Annotated in this window: 22 protein-coding genes and 1 pseudogene; 14 read left to right on the top strand and 9 right to left on the bottom strand. The window is 68.7% G+C overall.

From position 1 onward, the window contains the following. Positions 1–45: 45 nt before the first annotated feature. On the bottom strand, positions 46–669 hold the full coding sequence (locus tag NVV99_RS11285; RefSeq protein WP_006553395.1) for a superoxide dismutase: 624 nt from the start codon (positions 667–669) through the stop codon (positions 46–48). 297 nt (positions 670–966) lie between these two features. Here NVV99_RS11285 and NVV99_RS11280 point away from each other — a divergent pair, with 297 nt between their 5' ends. The 3 genes from NVV99_RS11280 to NVV99_RS11270 all read left to right on the top strand — a co-directional run bounded on the left by NVV99_RS11280 (position 967) and on the right by NVV99_RS11270 (position 3486). Then, positions 967–2061 carry an acyltransferase gene (locus NVV99_RS11280; RefSeq protein WP_033097862.1) on the top strand — a complete coding sequence of 365 codons (1095 nt, stop codon included), beginning with the start codon at positions 967–969 and terminating at the stop codon, positions 2059–2061. A gap of 9 nt (positions 2062–2070) precedes the next feature. After that, positions 2071–2739: a peptide-methionine (S)-S-oxide reductase MsrA gene (gene msrA, locus NVV99_RS11275; protein WP_024102645.1), complete on the top strand. Its 669-nt coding sequence runs from the start codon at positions 2071–2073 to the stop codon at positions 2737–2739. A 156-nt stretch (positions 2740–2895) separates the two neighbouring features. Further along, positions 2896–3486: a hypothetical protein gene (locus NVV99_RS11270; protein ID WP_242411670.1), complete on the top strand. Its 591-nt coding sequence runs from the start codon at positions 2896–2898 to the stop codon at positions 3484–3486. Between the two features lie 31 nt (positions 3487–3517). Here the strand turns inward: NVV99_RS11270 and NVV99_RS11265 are convergent, their stop codons facing one another. Continuing rightward, entirely contained in the window at positions 3518–4453 is a 936-nt protein-coding gene (locus NVV99_RS11265) for an LLM class F420-dependent oxidoreductase (protein ID WP_006553399.1), read from the bottom strand. Between the two features lie 258 nt (positions 4454–4711). On the opposite strand from NVV99_RS11265, the gene NVV99_RS11260 reads away from it, so the two are divergent. From NVV99_RS11260 to NVV99_RS11245, 4 genes are all read left to right on the top strand, one after another. Beyond that, positions 4712–5038: a rhodanese-like domain-containing protein gene (locus tag NVV99_RS11260; RefSeq protein WP_006553400.1), complete on the top strand. Its 327-nt coding sequence runs from the start codon at positions 4712–4714 to the stop codon at positions 5036–5038. Beyond that, on the top strand, positions 5038–6093 hold the full coding sequence (locus tag NVV99_RS11255; protein WP_024102648.1) for a DUF4328 domain-containing protein: 1056 nt from the start codon (positions 5038–5040) through the stop codon (positions 6091–6093). The genes NVV99_RS11260 and NVV99_RS11255 overlap by 1 nt, the downstream gene beginning before the upstream one ends. After that, entirely contained in the window at positions 6090–6863 is a 774-nt protein-coding gene (locus NVV99_RS11250) for a glycerophosphodiester phosphodiesterase (RefSeq protein WP_016694581.1), read from the top strand. Before NVV99_RS11255 ends, NVV99_RS11250 begins: the two co-directional genes overlap by 4 nt. 62 nt (positions 6864–6925) lie before the next feature. Continuing rightward, positions 6926–7843, top strand: a complete 918-nt coding sequence (locus NVV99_RS11245) for a DUF5926 family protein (protein WP_024102649.1) — start codon at positions 6926–6928, stop codon at positions 7841–7843. Positions 7844–7927: 84 nt separating this feature from the next. On the opposite strand, the gene NVV99_RS11240 is transcribed toward NVV99_RS11245, so the two are convergent. The 3 genes from NVV99_RS11240 to NVV99_RS11230 form a co-directional block, all read right to left on the bottom strand. Then, positions 7928–8482 carry a ferritin gene (locus NVV99_RS11240; protein WP_024102650.1) on the bottom strand — a complete coding sequence of 185 codons (555 nt, stop codon included), beginning with the start codon at positions 8480–8482 and terminating at the stop codon, positions 7928–7930. Between the two features lie 131 nt (positions 8483–8613). Further along, positions 8614–9843: an LCP family protein gene (locus tag NVV99_RS11235; RefSeq protein WP_024102651.1), complete on the bottom strand. Its 1230-nt coding sequence runs from the start codon at positions 9841–9843 to the stop codon at positions 8614–8616. 199 nt (positions 9844–10042) lie between these two features. Beyond that, complete coding sequence (locus NVV99_RS11230; protein WP_006553406.1) at positions 10043–10849, bottom strand: CPBP family intramembrane glutamic endopeptidase; 807 nt, start codon at positions 10847–10849, stop codon at positions 10043–10045. A 195-nt stretch (positions 10850–11044) separates the two neighbouring features. Here NVV99_RS11230 and NVV99_RS11225 point away from each other — a divergent pair, with 195 nt between their 5' ends. Next, the gene (locus NVV99_RS11225) at positions 11045–12346 is read left to right on the top strand and encodes an MFS transporter (RefSeq protein ID WP_024102652.1); all 1302 of its coding nucleotides are present in this window, start codon (positions 11045–11047) and stop codon (positions 12344–12346) included. A gap of 32 nt (positions 12347–12378) precedes the next feature. Here the strand turns inward: NVV99_RS11225 and NVV99_RS11220 are convergent, their stop codons facing one another. Beyond that, positions 12379–13146, bottom strand: a complete 768-nt coding sequence (locus NVV99_RS11220; protein ID WP_024102653.1) for a DUF2470 domain-containing protein — start codon at positions 13144–13146, stop codon at positions 12379–12381. Positions 13147–13254: 108 nt separating this feature from the next. Here NVV99_RS11220 and NVV99_RS11215 point away from each other — a divergent pair, with 108 nt between their 5' ends. The 4 genes from NVV99_RS11215 (at position 13255) to NVV99_RS11200 (ending at position 16310) form a co-directional block, all read left to right on the top strand. Then, positions 13255–13917 (top strand): hypothetical protein, encoded by a 663-nt coding sequence (locus NVV99_RS11215; protein WP_041803513.1) that lies wholly within the window; start codon positions 13255–13257, stop codon positions 13915–13917. A 73-nt stretch (positions 13918–13990) separates the two neighbouring features. After that, positions 13991–14917: a prephenate dehydratase gene (gene pheA / locus NVV99_RS11210; RefSeq protein WP_024102655.1), complete on the top strand. Its 927-nt coding sequence runs from the start codon at positions 13991–13993 to the stop codon at positions 14915–14917. A 2-nt stretch (positions 14918–14919) separates the two neighbouring features. Next, a complete protein-coding gene (locus tag NVV99_RS11205) occupies positions 14920–15582 on the top strand; it encodes a histidine phosphatase family protein (RefSeq protein ID WP_024102656.1) in 663 nt (220 codons plus the stop codon). 92 nt (positions 15583–15674) lie between these two features. Next, positions 15675–16310, top strand: coding sequence for a TetR/AcrR family transcriptional regulator (locus NVV99_RS11200; protein WP_006553412.1), 636 nt, complete (start codon positions 15675–15677; stop codon positions 16308–16310). A 40-nt stretch (positions 16311–16350) separates the two neighbouring features. Here NVV99_RS11200 and NVV99_RS11195 read toward each other — a convergent pair whose 3' ends face one another. Next, positions 16351–16926 (bottom strand): dihydrofolate reductase family protein, encoded by a 576-nt coding sequence (locus NVV99_RS11195; RefSeq protein WP_024102657.1) that lies wholly within the window; start codon positions 16924–16926, stop codon positions 16351–16353. Between the two features lie 70 nt (positions 16927–16996). Here NVV99_RS11195 and NVV99_RS11190 point away from each other — a divergent pair, with 70 nt between their 5' ends. Further along, positions 16997–17572 carry a TetR/AcrR family transcriptional regulator gene (locus NVV99_RS11190; protein ID WP_006553414.1) on the top strand — a complete coding sequence of 192 codons (576 nt, stop codon included), beginning with the start codon at positions 16997–16999 and terminating at the stop codon, positions 17570–17572. 61 nt (positions 17573–17633) lie between these two features. Here the strand turns inward: NVV99_RS11190 and NVV99_RS11185 are convergent, their stop codons facing one another. Next, on the bottom strand, positions 17634–18413 hold the full coding sequence (locus tag NVV99_RS11185; protein WP_024102658.1) for an enoyl-CoA hydratase: 780 nt from the start codon (positions 18411–18413) through the stop codon (positions 17634–17636). A gap of 10 nt (positions 18414–18423) precedes the next feature. Beyond that, positions 18424–19163: pseudogene (locus NVV99_RS11180) on the bottom strand (alcohol dehydrogenase catalytic domain-containing protein). Positions 19164–19335: 172 nt separating this feature from the next. Between NVV99_RS11180 and NVV99_RS11175 the strand changes: the two are divergent. Next, positions 19336–20529 carry a thiolase family protein gene (locus NVV99_RS11175; protein WP_024102659.1) on the top strand — a complete coding sequence of 398 codons (1194 nt, stop codon included), beginning with the start codon at positions 19336–19338 and terminating at the stop codon, positions 20527–20529. The last annotated feature ends 37 nt before the right edge of the window (positions 20530–20566 follow it).

Here is a 20566-nt window from a genome sequence, read left to right as displayed (position 1 = left end):
CGGCGCCCTCGCTGTCGGTCTCGCGACCTGTATGCCCGATCCGTACTAGACGATCAGGCCCGAGGTGGCGGTGCGAGCGCGCTCGAAGCGAGCCTGCACGTCCGCCCAGTTGACGATGTTCCAGAAGGCCTTGACGTAGTCGGCCTTGACGTTCTGGTACTGCAGGTAGAAGGCGTGCTCCCACATGTCGAGCATGAGCAGCGGGGTCAGGCCGATCGGGATGTTGCCCTGCTGGTCGTACAGCTGGACGATGATCAGACGCTGTCCGATCGAATCCCACGCGAGGATCGACCAGCCGGAGCCCTGGATGGAGTTCGCGTTCGCGGAGAAGTGATCGCGGAACTTGTCGAACGAACCGAAGGCATCGTCGATCGCAGCAGCGAGCTCACCCTCGGGCTTGTCGCCACCCTCGGGGGAGAGGTTGTTCCAGAAGACGGAGTGGTTGGTGTGACCACCCAGGTGGAAGGCGAGGTCCTTCTCGAGCTTGGTCGCCTGGGCCGCCATGGTGCCGTTCTCGCGGGCCTCGGCCAGCTTCTCGAGAGCGGTGTTCGCACCGGCGACGTAGGTGGCGTGGTGCTTCGAATGGTGCAGCTCCATGATCTTCGCCGAGATGTGCGGCTCGAGCGCTGCGTAGTCGTAGGGCAAGTCCGGAAGTGTGTATTCAGCCACGAAGGGTCCCTTCTTCACCGGGCCGTCCGGCCCGTGCAGTTATTCCGTACCTTCTCGGGTTTCCACCCAAGTCCATAACTACACCGTCCGCAACATTCCCCGTAATGCGGACACGATCGGACCGCGACTGTGTCGGAGAGCACCCGGAACGGCCCACGCGTCCGGAAAATAGCTCTCACCAGCGCAAACAGTCGGATATCGGGACCATCGGCAACGGCTGCGTGAACGGGACCTTAACATTGGCGCGTGTTTCGGCCCTTCCTGAACGAACCGACACGCGGGGCCGATGCACCGCGTGTGGATCTGCCGGGCGTCGATGTCGTCCGGTTCGTCGCGGTCGCGGCCGTGCTCTACTCCCACATCGCCTTCTACCTGATCGACGACCTCGGGACGGGCTGGTGGGGCATCGACCTCACCTACGAGGTACTCGTCAAGGGCGCCGGCCTCAACCAGCACCTGTCGTCCGTCGGGGTGACGGCGTTCATGATGCTCACGGGCATGCTCGTCACCCGGTCCGCGATCCGGCAGGACCGCCGGAAGTTCCTCATCGCCCGGGCCGCGCGGCTCCTGCCGGCCTTCTGGGTGGCGATCCTCGCCGCGGTCGTGCTCGTGTGGCTCGGCATCAACGGCACCTTCAGCGGCCACACCACGGTGTCGGTCTCCGAGGCGTTCCTGTCCTTCTTCCTGGCTGCGTTCTTCCTGAAACCACAGGTGATCGTGCTCGGCGTGGTGTGGACGCTCGCCGCACAGATCTCGTTCTACCTGTGGTGCGTGGCGGGACGGTCGCTGCTGCGGACGGCGCCGGTGGCGGTGCCGATGCTCGGCGCCGTGCTGTGCATGCTGGTGCTCCTCTACAACCTGTACGTGCCCGAGCCGTACACGGTGCCGTTCCTGTCGAAGATCGCGTCGACGCTGCCGACCTTGTTCCTGGGGCAGATCGTGTACTTCGGCTGGGCCGGCCTGATTTCGCTGCGCGCCCTGCTGGCGGCGATGTTCGCGCAGATCGCGGTGATCGTGATGGCCACGGACATCAACGTCTACTGGTCGGGCAGCCGCTATCTGTGGACGGTGACGGTGGTCTTCGCGGCGATCGTGCTGGTCGCGCGGTACGACGGGCGCCTCGCGCGCTCGACCGTCGTCTCCTGGGTCGCGACCCGCAGCTACTGCATCTACCTGACCCACACCCTCGTGATGTACCGGATCTACGAGAACACCGTGGGCATCGTCGGCACGACCGCGGCGATCGTGCTGCTGCTGATCGGCTGCGGTCTCGTCGCCGAGGTGCTGTACCGCAGCGTCGAGGTTCCGGCTGCGCACTGGATCAAGAGCCGCTGGCTCGCGCCGAAGCAGGTCGCTTCCGACGAACGGACTGTCGCTCCGACCCGCGCGTAGCATCGGGTCATGTCCTGGTTCGACGAGATCCTCGCCCGTGCAGGTTCGAAGTCGCAGATGGTGACGCGCGAGGACGCGCTCCCCGGTCGCGCCGAACCGCTGCCCGTCCCCGAGACCCACTACGTCAACGGCAACCGCATCGTTCCCCCCCTCCCTGAGGGCCTGCAGGCCGCAGTCGTCGGCATGGGTTGCTTCTGGGGCGCCGAGAAGGAGTTCTGGCAGCTCGACGGCGTCTACTCGACCGCGGTCGGCTATTCCGGCGGCTACACCCCCAACCCCACCTACGAGGAGGTGTGTTCCGGCCGGACCGGGCACACCGAGGTGGTGCTCGTCGTCTTCGACCCGAAGGTGACCGGCTACGAACACATCCTGCAGCAGTTCTGGGAGAATCACGACCCCACCCAGGGCATGCGGCAGGGCAACGACCACGGCACCCAGTACCGCTCGGCGATCTACACCCACGACGAGACGCAGATCGAGGTCGCCGAGGCCACGGCCGAAGCGTTCGGCAAGCGACTGGCCGACGCCGGATACGGGCAGATCACCACGGAGATCGCCCCGCTCACGCAGTTCTACTACGCGGAGGACTACCACCAGCAGTACCTCGCGAAGAATCCCAACGGCTACTGCCCCGTCCACGCCACCGGCGTGAGTTGCCCGGTGGGCCTCGGCGCCTGAGAGAGCGTCGGGCCTCAGGGTTCGACGGTGTCGCGCACCACATCTCCGCTCGCAGTGCGAGTGTGAGATGCGTTGGCGTTCCTTGAACTTCCCCGAAGGCGGACGCATTCTGGAAGAAGGGATCATTCCAGAGGGGGAAAGGGACGGCTTGCCGACATGACGACCAGAGCGGGGTATCTGCGGCGCACACGGCGAAGTCTGCGCAGGCGGGATCCGCTCGTGCGTCGCACCGACAAGCTCGAGGCGCGCTGCTTCACCCTCATGATCGCCGTGATGGCGATCCTGATCCCCGTCGCGGTGTGGGTGTCCGCCACCATGTGGAGCTCCCAGCTCGAACTCTCCGAGAAGCAGAATGCCGAACGTGTCAGCGTCACGGCCGTCCTCGACGCCGATGCCCTGAGCGACTCCTCCGGATGGGGCGAGACCGTGAAGATCTCCTCGGCCCCCGCGACCTGGGGTTGGGGCGACGAGACGCGTCACGCGCTCGTCCAGGTGGACAGTCTCGCGACCGCGGGCAGCGAGGTGCAGGTCTGGGTCGAGGGGAGCACCGGCGAATACACGCAGCCCCCGCTGACCACCTCCGCCGCGAAGTTCACCGCCGTGCTGTCCGGGGTGTGGTTGTGGACGTTCTCCGCCGCCGCCGCGGCCGGGCTGTTCGCCCTCGCGCACTGGCGTCTCGAGGTGCGGCGCAGCCGCGAGTGGAGCCGGGACATCGAAGCGTTCCTCGGCTCCACCAGCAGCCACTGACCCGGCTAGGACTGCAAGCACCGCCTGCGCGTCAGAGATCCGCGACGGCGGGCATGACCTCGTTCGCCACCAGTTCGAGGTGCTCGAGATCGGCGAGATCGAGGACCTGCAGGTAGATGCGCTGCGTCCCGGCCTCGGCGAAGGTGCGGATCTTCTCGATCAACTCCTGCGGCGTGCCCGCGAGTCCGTTCTCCCGCAGTTCGTCGACCTCACGGCCGATCCGTGCCGCGCGACGCGCGATCTCGTCCTCGTCCCGGCCGCAGCACAGCACGAGTGCGTTCGAGTAGGTCAGTTCCTCGGGGTCGCGTCCGGCATCCCGGCAGGCCGAGCGCACCCGCTCGAACAGGACCTTCGTCTCGTCCAGCGACTTGAACGGCACGTTGAACTCGTCGGCGTAGCGCGCCGCCAGTGCCGGCGTGCGCTTCTTGCCTGCGCCGCCCATGACGATCGGTGGGTGGGGACGCTGGTACGGCTTCGGCAGCGCCGGGGAGTTCTCGATCCGCACGTGCTCGCCCTCGTACGAGAACGTCTCGCCCTCGGGGGTGTCCCACAGGCCGGTGATGACCGCGAGGGACTCCTCGAAGCGGTCGAACCGCTCCTTCAGCGTGGGGAAGGGGATGCCGTAGGCGAGGTGCTCCTCCTCGAACCAGCCGGCTCCGAATCCGAAGTCGACGCGTCCGCCGCTCATGGCGTCGACCTGCGCGACGGAGATTGCGAGCGGGCCGGGGTACCGGAAGGTCGCCGAGGTGACGAGCGTGCCGAGGCGGATCGTCGACGTGTCGCGGGCGAGACCGGCCAGCGTGATCCATGCGTCCGTCGGTCCGGGCAGGCCCTCGGCGTTCATGGCCAGGTAGTGGTCGGAGCGGAAGAACGCGCCGTAGCCGAGTCGTTCCGCGGTCTGTGCGACGGCGAGGAGGTCGTCGTAGGTGGCGCCCTGCTGGGGTTCGGTGAAGATGCGTAATTCCATGACCCGATCATTTCAGCGACGGAACCGGCGCGGGCCATCGGCGGGTGCTTGTCCACTGTGAGATGTCTCGAGCGTGATTCCCCATGCGTGGATAGGCCTGTTGATGAACCTGTGGAAACTGTGGATAACTCCAGCGGATGGGGTTGATGGGGAGTGTTGTGGAAGACCCACCTGCCCCACCTGCGGAACAGTATCGGTACGACCACACCCACATCCGTTCACGCCGCGTGCCACTATTGAGACGTGAGCTTTTCCGACGTGCCCACCGTGTCGGTCGACCTGGTACCCGAACTCGGCGACGAGGTCGTCCTCCTCGACGTCCGCGAGGACGACGAATGGGAACTCGGACACGCCCCCGGCGCGCTGCACATTCCGCTCGCCGACGTGCCCGCCCACATCGAGGAACTCGACCCCGACGCCGAGATCTACGTGATCTGCAGGCAGGGCGGCCGCTCCCTCGGAGCGGTCGAGTACCTGGCCCGCATCGGGTACGAGACCTTCCAGGTCGCGGGCGGCATGGTGGCGTGGCAGAAGCACGGACTCCCGCTCGTCTCCGAGCGCGACGAACCGGCAAAGATCTATTGATGTCGGCCTATCAGATCTGTGTGCGCTGTGAGAATCGCTGGCCGGTGACATATCAGCCGCGGCAGTGGTGCCCGGCCTGCCGCGGTGTGCTGCTCTCACCCGTCGCCCCCGACGGGACGGTTCCTCCGTCGCGCCGTAACTTCCGCTGGGTCGCGCGACCCGCGGGTGGTGCTCCGACGACCGAACCGACGTCGCCTGCGCACGGGTGTCCGGCTCCCGAGACCCCGTCCTATCGTGAGATGCCCCGCTGGGGACTGCTCGATCCGCTCCCGGACGAGGACGTCGAACCCGATCGCGCCGAGACCGCCGCCGACCTCGCGCCGACGCTGCTCGTCGGTACCGCCGTCGTCTTCGGTCTCGCGGCGGTCGCCGAGGCCGTCCGGTACGGAGTGTTGCTGTACAACCGCACCCGTCTCGTCGACCCGCTCGTGCTCGCGTTGTCGGATGCCGCGGTGTGGGCGACCCAGGTGGTCGGGCCGGTCGTGGCGCTGGCCGCGGCGGTCGCATCCGGATTGCGGTTGATCGACCTGCGCCGGCGCATCTACGCCGAGCGTGGTCTCGCCGAGTCGCGGTCGCCGCTGTCCATCCTCGCGGGGCTGGTCGTTCCGGGCCTCAACCTCGCGATGCCCGGTGTCTTCCTCACCGAGATCGCCGACCGCGACCCGCGGTTGCTCCGCGCGATCCGCACCTGGTGGGTGCTGTGGGTGGTCAACGGTGTGCTCATGGTGGCGCTGGTCGCGTGGCGTCAGCGCGACACCCTGCAGGCCCGCGCCGACGGCGTCCTGCTCACCGCCGTCCTCGCGGCGCTCGGGACGGTCGTCGCGCTGTCGACCCTGCACGTCCTGCGCCTGTTCGACGACGCCGACCTGTGGGGACGGCCGCTGCGCCGTCGCCGCTTCACCCACGCGGCAGGTCCGGCCTCGTCGCCGATCGCGCCCATCGTCCCCGCCGCCGTGCGCGAGCAGGAACAGGCCCGCGGAGAACAGGACGACGCTCCGGAATCGGCCGGAGAACGAGCGGACGACGAGGAGCGCGTTGAGGCGGTGGCGCCGTGACCCGCAGCGCGCATCCCCGGGTCGTCGCGCATCGCGGTGCGTCCGCCGCCCTCCCGGAACACACGATCGGCGCCTACGAGCTCGCGTTGAAGGAAGGTGCCGACGGCGTCGAATGCGACGTGCGGCTCACCCGCGACGGTCACCTCGTGTGCGTGCACGACCGCACGATCGACCGCACCTCGAACGGCACCGGTGTCGTCAGCGAGATGACCCTCGACGAGCTCGCGCAGTACGACTACGGACGCCCCGGCGAGCCCGCCGACCTGCTCACGCTGCGGCAACTGCTCGAACTCGTCATGGACTTCACGAGTGTCCCGGTGAAGGTCTTCGTCGAGACCAAGCATCCCGTCCGCTACGGCGGTCTCGTGGAGAGCAAACTGCTCGCCGAACTGGCCCGCTTCGGTCTCGCGACCCCGGCATCGGCCGATTTCTCCCGGGTGGTGGTGATGTCGTTCGCGGCGGGGGCCGTCTGGCGCATCCGCCGGGCCGCGCCGCTGCTGCCCACCGTGTTGCTGGGGGAGACCTCGCGCTACCTGCGCGGCAGTGCCGCGACCACCGTCGGCGCGACCGCTGTCGGTCCGTCGATCGCGACGCTGCGCGAGCACCGCGATCTCGTCGACCGGGCTGCGCTGTCGGGCCGGGCCACCTACTGCTGGACCGTCGACGACCCCGCCGACGTCGAACTGTGCCGCGAGCTGGGCGTCGAGTGGGTCGCCACCAACCATCCCGGGCGCACCAAGCTGCAGCTCGACGCCGCCTTCGATCGGTGAGCACCCCCACCCGGTCCCGCGACCTCGACATCGCGACACGGGTCGCCGTGTAGTTTGACGCCGTGGCCAAGAAGAGCAAGAGAAACAGCGGACCCAAGCCCGGCAGCAACCGCGCCGCGAAGCTCGAGCAGCGCCGACTCGAGCGGGAAACAGCGGCCGCCGCGACGTCCCGGCCCTTCGAAGGACTCGCCTTCGAATGCGATCTCGTGGCACTGCGCGAGTTCGTGCCGTCGGCCCTCGCGGAGCTGCCCGCGGCCGAGGACGGCCGTCGCGTCGTGGGTGCGACCATCCTCCCCGGCGGGGTAGCGGCCCTGGTCCGCGAGGAGAACGGTGAGCCGGTCGCGTACGTCGGCCTGCAGCTCGCCGCCGGCTTCGGCCCGGACCCGGCGGGTGAACTGGCCGCGGCCCTGCACTGGGCGCACACGGCCGAGCCGGGCTCGTCGCTGCAGGTCGCGAGCGTCGACGACGACACCCCGCCGTTGGCCGAGCTGATCGACCCGGCAGCCGTGCCGGCGATCACCGTCCACAACGACTTCGACTGGTGGATCCCGGCCGGTGTCGAACCGAGCGCCGAGATCGCGCACACCGTCAAGCACGCGAACGAAGCCGTGCTGCCGTCCGCGCGTCTCGAAGGCGACGGTCTCCGCGGCGCGTGGTGGGTCGATCCGGGCGAGAAGGCGCACCTGCGCTGGGTGCGCCCCGAGGACGAGGACGCGCTGATGGCGGCGCTGTCGCGCGTGCACGCGGCGGGCGGTCTGCACCTCGGTGAGGGATCGCGGTTCGCTGGTTCGTTCCGCACCCACGGTCTGCTGGTGCCGGTCTTCGACCTCGACCGCGAGAAGCACCCCGACGAATGGGTCACCCCGACCATCGAGTTCGGGCAGCGCCTCGACGAGGCCCTCGCCGTGGACGAACCGCTCACCGCCGCCGAGCGCCGGTCGCGCGACGGCCTGCGCAGCCGCCAGGTCACCCTGCGCTGACCCGCTCACGACAGCACGAAGGCCACCTCCTGCGGGAGGTGGCCTTCGTCGTTCCGGGTGGGCTGTCCCCGGATGGAGGAACGATCAGATGGCGCCGCCGGCGGCGAGCGGGGCATTGCCGCGCGGCTCGCGCACCTTCGAGTTGAGCTCGCGGGCCACGAAGTCCTCGAGGTTGAAGAGGTTGGAACCGGCACGGTCGGCCACGGTCAACAGGGTCGTCATCGTCGCAACCTCCTCGACCTGTTCCTGCAGGAACCACTGCATGAACTGCTCGCCGAGGTAGTCGCCCTCGTCGCGCGCGGTGCGGGCGAGCTCGACGATCTGGTCGGTGACCTTCTTCTCCTGGGCGAGGGCCAGCGCGATCGGCTCGCGGGCATCCTCGAACATCGACTGCACCGCGTCGACGCCGGTGAGGTCGACGGCCATGTCGCGGTCCAGGAAGTACTGGACGATCATCATGGCGTGGTTGCGCTCCTCGACGGCCTGCGCGTAGAAGTGCTTCGCCAGCTGCGGGAGATCGGTGTTGTCGTAGAAGACCGCGATGGCGATGTACTGATGCGACGCCGTGAACTCGTGGCGGATCTGGTCGTGCAGCAGCGTGTGGAACTTGGTCTTGGTCATGTCGCCCATCGTCGTCATGATCACGACGTTAGTGCAGGTCAACACGCTTTTCATCCAAGCCTTGGCTACCCTTGGGCAACGCAGCATCGGCTACCCTACGGAAAATTCGGACAGCCTTCCCCAAGATCGACGACGATTCGCGGCGTCCGTCAGGGGACCGGAGCGAGCAGTTCCGGCGGGATCGGGTCGCCCTCCGAGATGGCTCCGAAGAACGGCACGGCGCGCTCACGATCCCACAGCAAGACGTTGCCGATGCCGTAGACGTCGTCGAATCCGCCCACCGGAACCGTCGTGGTGACCGTCTCGCCGCGCATCGCCCACGCGAGTCGTGCGAGGTTCCACAGGTGGTCGCCGTCGTCGACCCGCAGCGACCCGGCCGCACCCGACATCAGCGACCATGCCCGGAAGGGGTTCAGGAAGGTGCCGGGACTGGTGGCCTTGCTCAGCAGCGCCGACAGGAACAGGCGCTGGTTGTTCATCCGGTCCAGGTCGGCGAGCGGGGTGGCGCGGGTGCGCACGAAGCCCAGGGCCTGCGCTCCGTTGAGCTCCTGGCATCCCGGTTCGAGCCTGAGTCCGGCGAGGGGGTCGTCGATCGGATAGGGCACGCAGATGTCGACCCCGCCGACCGCGTCGACGATCGACGCGAACCCGCCGAAGCCGATCTCGGCGTAGTGGTCGATGTGCACGCCCGTGGCGCCCTCGACCGTCTGCACGAGCAGTTGCGGTCCGCCCAACGCGAACGACGCGTTGAGCTTGTCCTGGCCGAAGCCCGGGACGCTCACGTAGGAATCGCGGGGCAGCGAGACCATCGTCGTGGCGCCCCCACCGGGCGGGATGTGGACGAGCAGCACCGTGTCGGTGCGGTCGGCGCCGACCTCCCCGCCGGTCGCGAGTTCCTGTTCCTGCTCGGGGGTGAGGCCCACGCGGCTGTCGGAGCCGACGAGCAGCCAGTTCGTGCCGGGGGTGTCGCCGACCCGGCCGTCGTAATCGGCGAGCGCATCGACGCGCGCGAGTGTGCCGTCGAGGTAGACCATGCTCGCGCCCATCGCGACGACGAGCACCACCAGGACGATCGCGAGTCGCCGCAGGATGCGCCGGGCACCGAGCGGGCGGCGTGGTGCCGGTCGTGAGGGCGGGCCCGGTCGTGAAGGCGGTGCCGCAGGGCGTCGCGGGGGTGCGGGCGGTGGTGTGTTCCCGCGCGGCGGGCGACGGTTCGGGGCGGGGTCGGCGATCCGTTCGGGTCGCTGCGTCGGTGCCCAGTCGCGTCGTTGCTGCGGGGGCGGTTGCTGCCGGTCCTGCCGCGGAGCGGGCCGGTAGTTCGGGGCGGGTGCCTGCGACCACGCCTGCGGTGACTGCGGTCGTCCGTCGCGCCGGAGCACCTGGGTGCCCTCGGGGGACGGCGGGGGGCCGCCGCGACGCTGTGACGGAGGAGCGCCCCGTCGCTGCGGTGGCACCTCGCGCTGCGGGTTCGGCGGTACCGCCCGTCGGGCAGGAGGGCCCTGCGGGGGAAGTCCCTGCGGAGGCCGCGGCCGGTTCCGAGGGTCGCGAGGGTCGCCGTTCACCCGGACAACTCTACGTTCAGGGCAGCCAGGAGACGTGGCCTCTCAGTGCTTGGTAGCCCACGAAGGCGATGGTGTCGATGAGCGCGTGGGCGATCACGAGCGGCCACAACCGGCCGGTGCGCTGCCAGTAGCGCCCGAAGACCAGGCCCATGACGACGTTGCCGAACCCGCCGCCGACGCCCTGGTAGAGGTGGTAGCTGCCGCGCAGCAGGGCGGAGGCGAGCAACGACGAATTCTCCGACCAGCCGAGCTGCCGCAGGCGGGTGAGGAGATAGGCGACGACCAGGATCTCCTCCGCCCCGGAGTTGGCGATCGCCCACAGCACCTCGGTGGGCAGTCGCCACCAGTAGTCCTCGAGCAGGCTCGGCGCGACCGTCAGGTTCAGGCCGGCGGCCCGCGCCACCAGGTACAGCACCAGTCCGGGGAGTCCGATCAGGGCGGCCAGCCCCAGGCCGGGCAGCAGGTCCCGGCGCAGACCGGGTCGGGCGAGGCCCGCGAGTCGCGGTCCGACACCGCTGCGCCAGAGCAGGTACAGGCCGAGGGCACCCCAGGCGAGCAGGCGCACGATGCCGAGGAGTTGGCGGGCGAGATCGATGAACCCCTGCGACGAGCGTGGCGTGTTGAGGGCGACGGTCTGATCCGACAGCGGTTCTGGTGCCAGCGCCGCCTCGGCCAGCGACAGGATCGACGAGATCCCGCTCAGGCCGAAGGTGACGAGCAGGACGATGGTGATCTCGATCCACAGCGCGCGGCGCTCGGTGGGGTCGAGGGGCGGCTCGGGATTGCGGGATGCGGGCCGCAGCCAGTCGCGAAGGGTCGTCACCGGAGCGATTGTGCCGGACCCTGCGTGGCCGGTCCTCTCGCCGCGGAGAGGCACCCCACCGGTTCGCGGTGATGTGTCCAATTTGACAGCGGTCCATGTGACCCATCACACTTCACATCGCCCGACCGATCGATCGCTCGGGTGCGGATAGGGGCCTTGGGGGCCGAGGGGAATCTGCGACCCGGAAGTAGGGACATGAACATCGAAACAGCTGAGAAGAATTCTGTTGCAACAACTTCGGTGACTCTCGCATCGAAGAAGAAGTCTCTTCTCGCCAGCTCCGTGGGCAACATCCTCGAGTGGTACGAGTGGAGCGCCTACGCTGTGTTCGCTCCGTTCATCGCCGCAGCGATGTTCAACAGCGACAATCCGGTCTCGGCATTGCTGTCCACACTCGCGGTCTTCGCCGTCGGATTCCTGATGCGACCGCTCGGTGGCATCGTGTTCGGCCGCATCGCCGACAAGCGCGGCCGCAAGTTCGTGCTCGTCACGACCATGCTCATGATGGCCGGTGGCAGCCTCGTCATCGGGCTCATGCCCACCTACTCGTCGATCGGCGTGTGGGCGTCGGTGCTCCTGCTGCTCGCCCGCGTGGTGCAGGGCTTCGCGCACGGTGGCGAGTCGGCGACCGCCTACTCGTACGTCAGCGAGATCGCGCCGCCGCATCGCCGCGGCACGTGGGGCAGCGTCGCCTTCGTCGCGATCTTCGGTGGTTCCGTGTTGGCGTACACGATCGGCGGAGCGGTCACCTCGACGCTCTCCGAGAGCGCCGTGGGCGAGTGGGGATGGCGCGTGCCGTTCCTCCTCGGCTTCTTCCTGGCGCTGTTCGCCCTCTACCTGCGACGCAGCATGGAGGAGAGCGAGGTCTTCGACCAGCAGGAGACCCGGGTCGACGAACCGCGCATCCCGCGCAAGGTGGTCGTGCGTGCGATCCTGCTGATGATCGGCATGACCTCGGGTGTCACGGCGGCGCACTACACGTGGACCTCGTACGTCTCGACGTACGCGATCACGCAGAAGGGCATGGACGCCGACACCGCCTACTGGATGCTCGTCATCGCCCAGGTCATCGCGCTGGTCTCGCTGCCCTTCTGGGGTCTGCTCTCCGACCGGATCGGCCGGCGCCCGATGCTCGGCGGCTTCGCGGTCCTCATGTTCGCGCTGCAGATCCCGCTGACGTCGATGATCACGTCGGCCGGGTGGACGCTGCTCGTGTCGACCACTCTCGCCCTGCTCATCGTGTCGATCCCTGGTGCGATCCTGTCGTGCACCCTGTCGGAGAGCTTCCCGACCCGCCTGCGTACCCAGGCCATCGGCTTCGCCTACTCCTTCTCGGTGGCGGTCTTCGGTGGCACCGCGCCCTACCTGAATCAGCTGCTCACCGGCTGGGACATCGGCTGGGTCTTCGGGGTCTACATCATGGTGCTGTGCGTCGCGACCGGCATCGCTGCGCTGATCATGAAGGAAACGAAGGGTATCGACCTGCAGAAGGTCTGATCGTTCGGATGATCCCTGCCGCCGCGTACCGCTCAGGTGCGCGGCGGCAGTCCGTTTCGGAAGGGGCAGCCGACGAGCAGGCGCAGCGCGCGGCTCAGGGCGGCGGGATCGTCGACCGGTTCGTGGAAGGGGATCCGCACGTCGTGGTCGTCGCCTTCGGACTCGACGCGTAGCCGCAGTCCGTAGCGGTCGAGGCCCAGGGGGCGGATTCGTCCGCCGCGGTGCGCGGGCGGGATGCGTCGCGCGATCTGCCGCACGATGTCGGCGTGGTCCTCTTCGAGGTGCTGGAGCCACCCGGTCTCGAGTGCGGCGAACGGGTCGGGAGCGGCGTCGAGGACGTCGGCGACGTCGACGGCCTCGGCCCCGGTGGTGTCGGCGGCGACGACGGAGTCGAGCGTCAGGCACAGCAGTTCGGAGCGGTGTCCGACGTCGAGGAGTTCGGGATGCGGCAGGATCTCCGCGATCTCGGCGGCGACCCGGCGCGGATGCTCCACGGGACGCAGGGTGCCGCTGAGCCAGATGAGCGACCGGACCGGATTGCGCAGGGCGATCGGGGAGTGGTCGGTGAGCTCGAGCATGGCGGGGATGCCTGCGCTGCCGGACTGCCAGGCGAGGGCGACGGGGAGGCTGTCCTCGGCGACGACCACCGCGACCTGCCCGTCGTCGAGGAGATGATGAACCGAGGTGGGGAGTGGATCGCAGCCGTCGATCGCGAGCTGCGTCGTGTCGGCGCGGATGAGAGCGGTGCGTACGCGTTCGGCCGTGGTCGGCGCGGGGATGACGGATGTGGTGGTCTGCATGCCAACCCTCCTTCTCGATGTAGGTGAGGCAAACCTAAGTCATTGTGATCGCGGTCGCAAGTGGTCCGTCGGTAGCCTGGATCGGTGCCGATCCCACTTCCTCTCGGAATGCCGCCGTCCCGCGACGAGCCCCGCGGACTGCTCGACGCGCTGCTCACACACCGGCACGACAGCCTCACCGACGCCCTCGCCGCGACCGGCCGCACGCTCGCCCCGCCGATCGTCCCGGCCGCTGCCGTCACCGGATCACCCACCCGCGAACTTGTCGTCGAGCTCGACGCCTCGGCCGAACTCCCCTCGCCCGCCGGGTGGCGTCCGGTCCGGTATCAGGTCGACTGCACGGCCGAGGACCTCGAGGACGTTCTCGCGATCACCGCGCCGGCACCGCTGGTCGTCTACCCGCACGTGCCCGACGCCGCGCTCGCCGACGCCGCCCGCGCGCTCACCGAGGCCGGTCACATCCCCGGCCTGACCGCAGGTCGCGGGGGCGACGCCGTCGCCGACTTCCTCTCCGTCCTCGCTCACGCCGACACCGGTTACGCCTCCCGCGCGACCGGCACCGACGACGTCGTCGCCCTACTCTCCGCCACCGTCGCGGCGCTGAGCGGTTTCGACGTCCGCGAAGCCCTCGGGACTCCCGACGTGGCCCGGCTCCGGCGACTCGTACCGGAGGCCGCCGCGGCGGTGCGGGAGATCCTGCTGGTCGTCGAGGTCGACGACACAGACGCCGTCGTCCGGGAGCTCGAGGCGCTCGACCTCACCACCGGCTGACACGGGCCACCGCTCGGGTGCGGTTCACGCAGAGTCCGCCTTCCCGTCACGACCGATGCGTAACCTCGTACACGTGCCACGTATCGCCTATTTCGGACCCTCGGGAACGTTCACCGAGATGGCCCTCGACCGCTTCGAGAGCCTCGGTGCACTCGACGTGCTCGGCGACGGATCCGCCGACGTCGAGCGCGTCTCGGCCGCCGGCCCGCCCGCTGCCCTGCAACTCCTGCGCGACGGGAAGGCCGACGGTGCCGTCGTCCCCATCGAGAGCTCCGTCGAGGGTTCGGTGCCGCCCACCATGGACGCCCTCGCGCTCGGGCCGCGCCTGCAGATCGTGTCCGAGGTCGAACTCGACATCGCGTTCACGGTGGTCACCCGCGAAGGGATCACCCGCGATCGGATCCGCACTATCGGTGCCTATCCGGTGGCCGCAGCGCAGGTGCGTCGCTGGATCGAGGACCACCTGCCCGACGCCGAGGTCGTGACCGCGGCCTCCAACGCGGGAGCCGCCGAGGACGTCGCGTCCGGCAAGGTCGACGCGGCGGTGTCCACGGCGCTCGCCGGACAGCGGCTCGGCCTGTCCGTCCTCGCCGACAAGGTCGCCGACTTCGAGGGCGCCCGCACCCGCTTCGTGCTCATCACCCGGCCGCGGCCCGTGCCGAAGCGCACCGGTGTCGACCGCACCTCGGTGGTGCTGCAACTCCCCAACGAGCCCGGCTCGCTGGTGCGCGCCATCACCGAGTTCTCCACGCGCGGAATCGATCTGTCGCGTATCGAGTCCCGGCCGACCCGCAGGGAATACGGCACCTACTTCTTCCACTTGGACTGTGTGGGTCACATCGACGACGCGCTGGTCGCCGAGGCGCTGCAGGGATTGCACCGCTTCGCGCAGGTGCGGTTCCTCGGATCGTGGCCCGCTGTGTCCGAACACGGTGTCCCACCCGTGTCGGACGACGAGGATGCGCGGTGGCTCGACCGACTGCGGCGCGGAGAGGACTGACGGTGAGCGGCAGATTGATCCTGGCCCGGCACGGCCAGACGGTGGCGAACGTCGCCCGGAGGCTCGATACGAAACTTCCCGGGGCGGAGCTCACCGAGCTCGGCGTCGAACAGGCCCGCACGCTCGGGAAGAACCTCGTCGAGCGGACGCCGTCGCTGCTCGTCGCGTCGCAGGCGCTCCGCGCTCGGCAGACGGCCGAGCACGCGGCACCGGCGGTGTCGCTCGACGCGGTCGTCCGCGAGGGCGTGCACGAGGTGCAGGTCGGCGAGCTCGAGGACCGCAGCGACGAGGAGTCGCACAAGCTGTTCATGAAGGTCTACGAGGAATGGCACAACGGCGACCTGCGGGCGCGGGTCCCGGGCGGTGAGTCGGCGATCGACGTGCTCGACCGGTACCTGCCCGTCCTGGAGTCGCTGCGCAGCGACTATCTCGATGCCGGTTCGGGTGACGTCGTGGTCGTCAGTCACGGTGCCGCGATCCGGCTCGTCGCCGCCTATCTGGGGAAGGTGCCGTCCGGCTTCGCCATCACCAACCACCTGGCCAACACCGAGACGGTCGAGCTGGTGCCGGTGGCCGGCGGTGGCTGGGAGTGCGCGCGCTGGGGAACCTTCTTCGCGCCCTTCCACGACACTGCGCGCGGTGGTGCCGACGACCCGATGGGGTGATACCGCCCACCTTTCGATCCTTCGAGCGCAAAACGTACGGGTATCCTCGGGGCGTCCGTATGAAGTAGCGATCGGTAGGTAGGTGCGGTTTCATGGGTGCTTCGAGCGACGGGGCCGACACCCTCACCAACGGTGAGGCGATCCCGGACTGGCGCATCCTCGAACCGATGCAGCTCAGTCCCATCCTCACCGCTGCCCTCGACGCCTTCTACGAGACCGGCTTCCACGGCACCTCGGTGCGGGAGATCGCGCGCCGCGTCGGCGTCACCGTCCCGGCGCTCTACTACCACCACGAGAACAAGGAAGGGCTGCTCATCGCCCTTCTCGAGCTCTCGACCAGCGACGTGCTCTCCCGAGCCCACGCCGCCGCCGAGGACGCCGACGGCGACCCGGTGCGCAGGCTGTCCAACGTCATCGAGGCGATTGTGCTGCGCATGACCCTGCGGGCCCGCCTCGCCGCGCTCGAGGGTGAGGCCCGCTACCTGAGCCCCGAGAACCGCCAGCGCTACCGTGCGGTGCGCAAGGGCGTCGAGCAGCTGGTGCGCCAGATCGTCGAGGAGGGCGTCGCCGCGGGCGTGTTCGACGTGGACGATCCCGCCGAGACCACGCGTGCCCTGCTCGGCATGTGCCAGTCGATCCCGCGCTGGTACCACGCGGAGGGCACGCTCAGCCCCGAGGCCGTCGCGCAGAAGTACGTCGGTATCGCCCTCAAGACCGTCGGGGTCTGACGGCCGGATCCGGTGTCGATCGAACTTCGGCGGTCGAAGTTCAGCGTCGGTCGAACCAGGTGACCTGCGTGCCGTTGCTGAACTCCTCGCGCGCGGTGACGTCGAATCGCGTGGGGACGAAGTTGCCCGACAGTGCCGGGATGCCGTCGCCCGCGATCACCGGATAGCTCTTGAAGATCAGCCGGTCGATCTCGGCGAACAGTTGCCCCGCGATGTTGCCGCCACCGCAGAGCCAGATGTCGAGCCCCTCTTCCGCCTTCAGCTTTCGGACCAGCTCGACCGGGTCGGTGTCGACGATCCGAACCTGCGGATCGTCGACCGGCGCGAGAGTGCGGGACACGACGTACTGCTGCATGTGGCTGTACGGACTCGCGAGCCCCAGCGAGAGACCGGGTTCGTAGGCACCGCGCCCCATGATCACCGTGTCCCATTCCTTGTTCGGCGTATCGACCGGCATGCCGACCTGTTCGCGGAGCGCGGTGGGGACGGCTTCCGGATATCTCGCGCTCATCGCCGCTGCCATATCGTCGCAGATCGGATAGAAGTCGTACTCCCCGTTCGGCCCGGCGATATAGCCGTCGAGGGTCACTGCCACGTAGTAGACGAGCTTTCGCATGGTGGACCGCCATTCGTAGTACTATGGATGGAGTGGTTTGAAGGTAGTACTACATATGGAGTGGTGTCAAGTGGTTCGGACGAATCCGGAACGACGACAGGCCTTGTTGGATGCCTCGATCGAGGTGCTGGCGCGCGACGGTGCGCGCGGGCTGACCTTCCGCGCGGTGGACAAGGAGGCAGGGGTCCCGACGGGGACGGCGTCGAACTACTTCGCCAACCGCGACGACCTGCTCGTCCAGGTGGGTCACCGCTACTACGAGCGGCTCCTGCCCGCCGACGAGGTCATGGCACAGTCGCAGGCGCCGCAGACCCGCGAATCCATGATCGAGCTGATGACGGAGGTGGTCGACCGGCTCATCCGGTTCCGCGCCGGCTATCTCGCGCTCCTCGAACTACGCCTCGAAGCCACCCGACGGCCCGAACTGCAGGCCCTGCTCACCGAGCGGGTGCGCGCCGACCTGGATTTCAACATCGCCAACTACCGGCACTCCGGCCTGCCGGGCGGTGAGAACGCCGTCGTGCTGCTCTATCTCGCGTTGAACTGGCTCGTGCTCGACCGACTCACCCTCCCCGGGATCGTCGACGAGGACCGTGTCGCCGAACTGGTGCGGGCGGCCGTCGAACGCGTGATCCCCGACGCCTGAAACGACTTCGGTGGATCCGACCCCGCTCAGCGAGGCCGGATCCACCGGAATCGTCGACGGTTCAACGACGGAAGTTCGCGGTGCGCTTCTCCTGGAAGGCCGTCACACCCTCGGTGAAGTCGGCGCTGCCGAGCAGGACGAGCTGCCCTTCGCGCTCGCGGGCGAAGGCGTGGTCGAGTTCGGTGAGCGTCGCGTCGTTGATCGCATTCTTCGTCGAAGCGAAGGCGGTCGACGGGCCGTCGGCGAGCCGATGCACGAGAGTCTCGACCGCACTGTCGAATTCGTCGTCCGCGTAGACGTCCGAGATGAGTCCGGAGGCCAGCGCTTCACCGGCCGGAAGTCGCTCGGCCAGCAGGGCCATCTTCAGCGCCCGCGCGCGACCGATCGACGCGGCGACGAGCGCGGACGCACCCCCGTCCGGCATCAGACCGACCCGGGTGAAGGCCAGCAGGAAGTATCCCGACTCCTTCGCGACGGTGAGATCGCATGCCAGAGCGAGCGATACGCCGACACCCGCGGCCGCGCCGTTGATCGCTCCGACGACCGGCCGGGGGAACATCCGGATCGCGGCAACCGCGCGGTTGGCGGCGTCGATCGTGTCGGCGGAGGGCGGAGCGCTCAGGTCACGACCGGAAAGGTCGGCGCCGGAACAGAACGCGCGACCGACGCCGGTGAGCACCGCGACCCGGACGGAGGTATCGTCGGCGTACTTCTCGAACGCATCGGCGATCGCCTCGAGCGTCTCGGTCTTCACGGCGTTCATCCGCGAGGGACGGTTCAGGGTGACGCGCAGGACGCCGTCGTCGACGGTCGTGTCGACACCGGGCAGGTCGTCGGTCATGGCTGTTCTCCTAGGGTCGGGACGTCAGGTCGAGCGCGACCTTGCCGGTCGCGGAACGGTTCTCGAGCGAACGCAGTGCTGCCGGAGCTTCGTCGAGGGGATGGAGGGTGGGTTCGGGGACGACGAGCGTCCCGTCGCGCAGCAGCGGTTCGAGTGCGGCCCACTGCCGCGCCGGGTAGCCGGGGTCGGTGCGGAGGTGCTCGCCCCACCCCGCGCCGACGACCGAAATGTTCTTCAGCAGAAGGCGATTGACCTTCACGGTGGGAATGCTGCCGCCGTGAATCCGAGAACGACGGCCCGTCCACCCGGCGCACCGTGGACGAGGACGATCTCACCCGCCCGGTACCGGGCGCGCTCGTCGAGCGCGAAGTGCGCGGTGAAGTAGTTCATGAGCATCCCGGCGCCCGCGGTCAGCGACACGCTGTCGGGCAGCGGGAAGACCAACTCGCGCGGCAGTGCGACGGTCTGCTGCCACGATCCGTCGATGGACAGCACGGCGACGCGTTGTCCGGCGGTGAGGCCGCTGCCCTCGGGTGCGCTGCGGACGATGCCCGCTGCTTCGGCGCCGAGCACGCACGGCAGCGGCCGGACCATCTGGTAGCCGCCGGTCGTCTGCAATAGATCGGGAAAGGACACGCCGGCGGCGTGTAGGTCGACGAGGACGAGCGAATCGCCTGCCTCGGGTTCGGGGATGTCGGTCACGCGGACGGCGTCGGGGCCGTTGTGTTCGGTCAGTTGCGCTGCGCGCACGGGCGTCTCCTCGACTCGGGTCGTGATCCATCACTATCAGAGTGGCTTAGCGTGCGCTAGCTCTCAGCGATCATTGACCGAGCGCTAAGTCCGTGGTAGAGCTTTTAGCGATCGATAAGTACGCCGCTGGGAACGTCTCCGGCCCGCACGCTGCACTTTCGAAAGGATCGTCATGACCAACGCTGTCATCGTCGACGTCGTCCGTACCGCTGTCGGTAAGGGCAAGCCGGGTGGTGCCCTGTCCGGCACCCACCCCGTCGAACTCCTCGCCCACGTCCTGCGCTCGCTCGTCGAGCGTAACGACATCGACCCCGCGCAGGTCGACGACGTGATCGGCGGCTGCGTCGCCCAGGTCGGCGAGCAGTCCCTCAACATCTCGCGCACCGCGCTCCTCGCCGCCGGTTTCCCCGAGTCGGTGCCCGCGACCACCATCGACCGCCAGTGCGGATCGAGCCAGCAGGCCGCGCACTTCGCCGCGCAGGGCATCATCGCCGGTGCCTACGACATGGTCATCGCGTGCGGTGTCGAGTCGATGAGCCGGATCCCGATGGGCACCGCTACCCTCGGCAAGGACACCCACGGCCCGAGCATCCGTGCCCGCTACCCCGAGGGCCTGGTCAACCAGGGCATCTCGGCCGAGCTCATCGCCGCGAAGTGGAAGTTCGACCGCGACGCCCTCGACGCCTACTCCGCGCAGTCGCACCAGCGCGCCGCCGCCGCCCACGAGGCCGGCCGGTTCGACAAGGAGATCGTCCCGATCAGCGTGGAGAACGCAGCCGGTGAGCAGGTCGAGCACACCGTCGACGAGACGCTGCGCGCCTCCACCACCGCCGAGGGCCTCGCCGGCCTGAAGCCGTCCTTCTACACCGAGGAGTACGCCGCCAGGTTCCCCGAAGCGCAGTGGGTCATCACCCCCGGCAACTCGTCGCCGCTCACCGACGGTGCGTCGGCCGCGCTCATCATGAGCGAGGAGATGGCGAACAAGCTGGGCCTGACCCCGCGCGCCCGCTTCCACTCGTTCTCCGTCGCCGGCGACGACCCGGTCTTCATGCTCACCGCCCCGATCCCGGCCACGCAGAAGGTGCTCGCCCGCGCGGGTCTGGGCATCGACGACATCGACGCCTACGAGGTCAACGAGGCGTTCGCGCCCGTGCCGCTCGCCTGGGCGCACGAACTCGGTGCCGATCCGGCCAAGCTCAACCCGTGGGGTGGCGCGATCGCGCTCGGCCACGCACTCGGCTCGTCGGGCACCCGTCTGTTGTCGACCCTCGTCAACCACCTCGAGGCCACCGGCGGTCGTTACGGCCTGCAGACGATGTGCGAGGGCGCGGGCATGGCCAACGCCACCATCATCGAACGTCTCTGACTTCTCGAAGTCTCGAAGATCTCCGAACCGCAACCAC

The sequence above is a fragment of the Rhodococcus sp. PAE-6 genome, from assembly GCF_025290685.1.
Classification (GTDB): domain Bacteria; phylum Actinomycetota; class Actinomycetes; order Mycobacteriales; family Mycobacteriaceae; genus Rhodococcus; species Rhodococcus pyridinivorans.
Note: the sequence above shows the minus strand (reverse complement) of the source record. Positions and strands in the feature narration are given on the sequence as shown.

Excerpts from the sequence above, each read along its gene's own strand:
- NVV99_RS11220 (WP_024102653.1), bottom strand. The coding sequence starts at position 13,146 with ATGCAGACCACCACATCCGTCATCCCCGCGCCGACCACGGCCGAACGC.
- NVV99_RS11255 (WP_024102648.1), top strand. The coding sequence starts at position 5,038 with ATGTCGGCCTATCAGATCTGTGTGCGCTGTGAGAATCGCTGGCCGGTG.
- NVV99_RS11240 (WP_024102650.1), bottom strand. The coding sequence starts at position 8,482 with ATGACGACGATGGGCGACATGACCAAGACCAAGTTCCACACGCTGCTG.
- NVV99_RS11175 (WP_024102659.1), top strand. The coding sequence starts at position 19,336 with ATGACCAACGCTGTCATCGTCGACGTCGTCCGTACCGCTGTCGGTAAG.
- NVV99_RS11270 (WP_242411670.1), top strand. The coding sequence starts at position 2,896 with ATGACGACCAGAGCGGGGTATCTGCGGCGCACACGGCGAAGTCTGCGC.
- NVV99_RS11195 (WP_024102657.1), bottom strand. The coding sequence starts at position 16,926 with ATGCGAAAGCTCGTCTACTACGTGGCAGTGACCCTCGACGGCTATATC.
- NVV99_RS11200 (WP_006553412.1), top strand. The coding sequence starts at position 15,675 with ATGGGTGCTTCGAGCGACGGGGCCGACACCCTCACCAACGGTGAGGCG.
- NVV99_RS11225 (WP_024102652.1), top strand. The coding sequence starts at position 11,045 with ATGAACATCGAAACAGCTGAGAAGAATTCTGTTGCAACAACTTCGGTG.
- NVV99_RS11215 (WP_041803513.1), top strand. The coding sequence starts at position 13,255 with ATGCCGCCGTCCCGCGACGAGCCCCGCGGACTGCTCGACGCGCTGCTC.
- NVV99_RS11185 (WP_024102658.1), bottom strand. The coding sequence starts at position 18,413 with ATGACCGACGACCTGCCCGGTGTCGACACGACCGTCGACGACGGCGTC.
- msrA (WP_024102645.1), top strand. The coding sequence starts at position 2,071 with ATGTCCTGGTTCGACGAGATCCTCGCCCGTGCAGGTTCGAAGTCGCAG.
- NVV99_RS11265 (WP_006553399.1), bottom strand. The coding sequence starts at position 4,453 with ATGGAATTACGCATCTTCACCGAACCCCAGCAGGGCGCCACCTACGAC.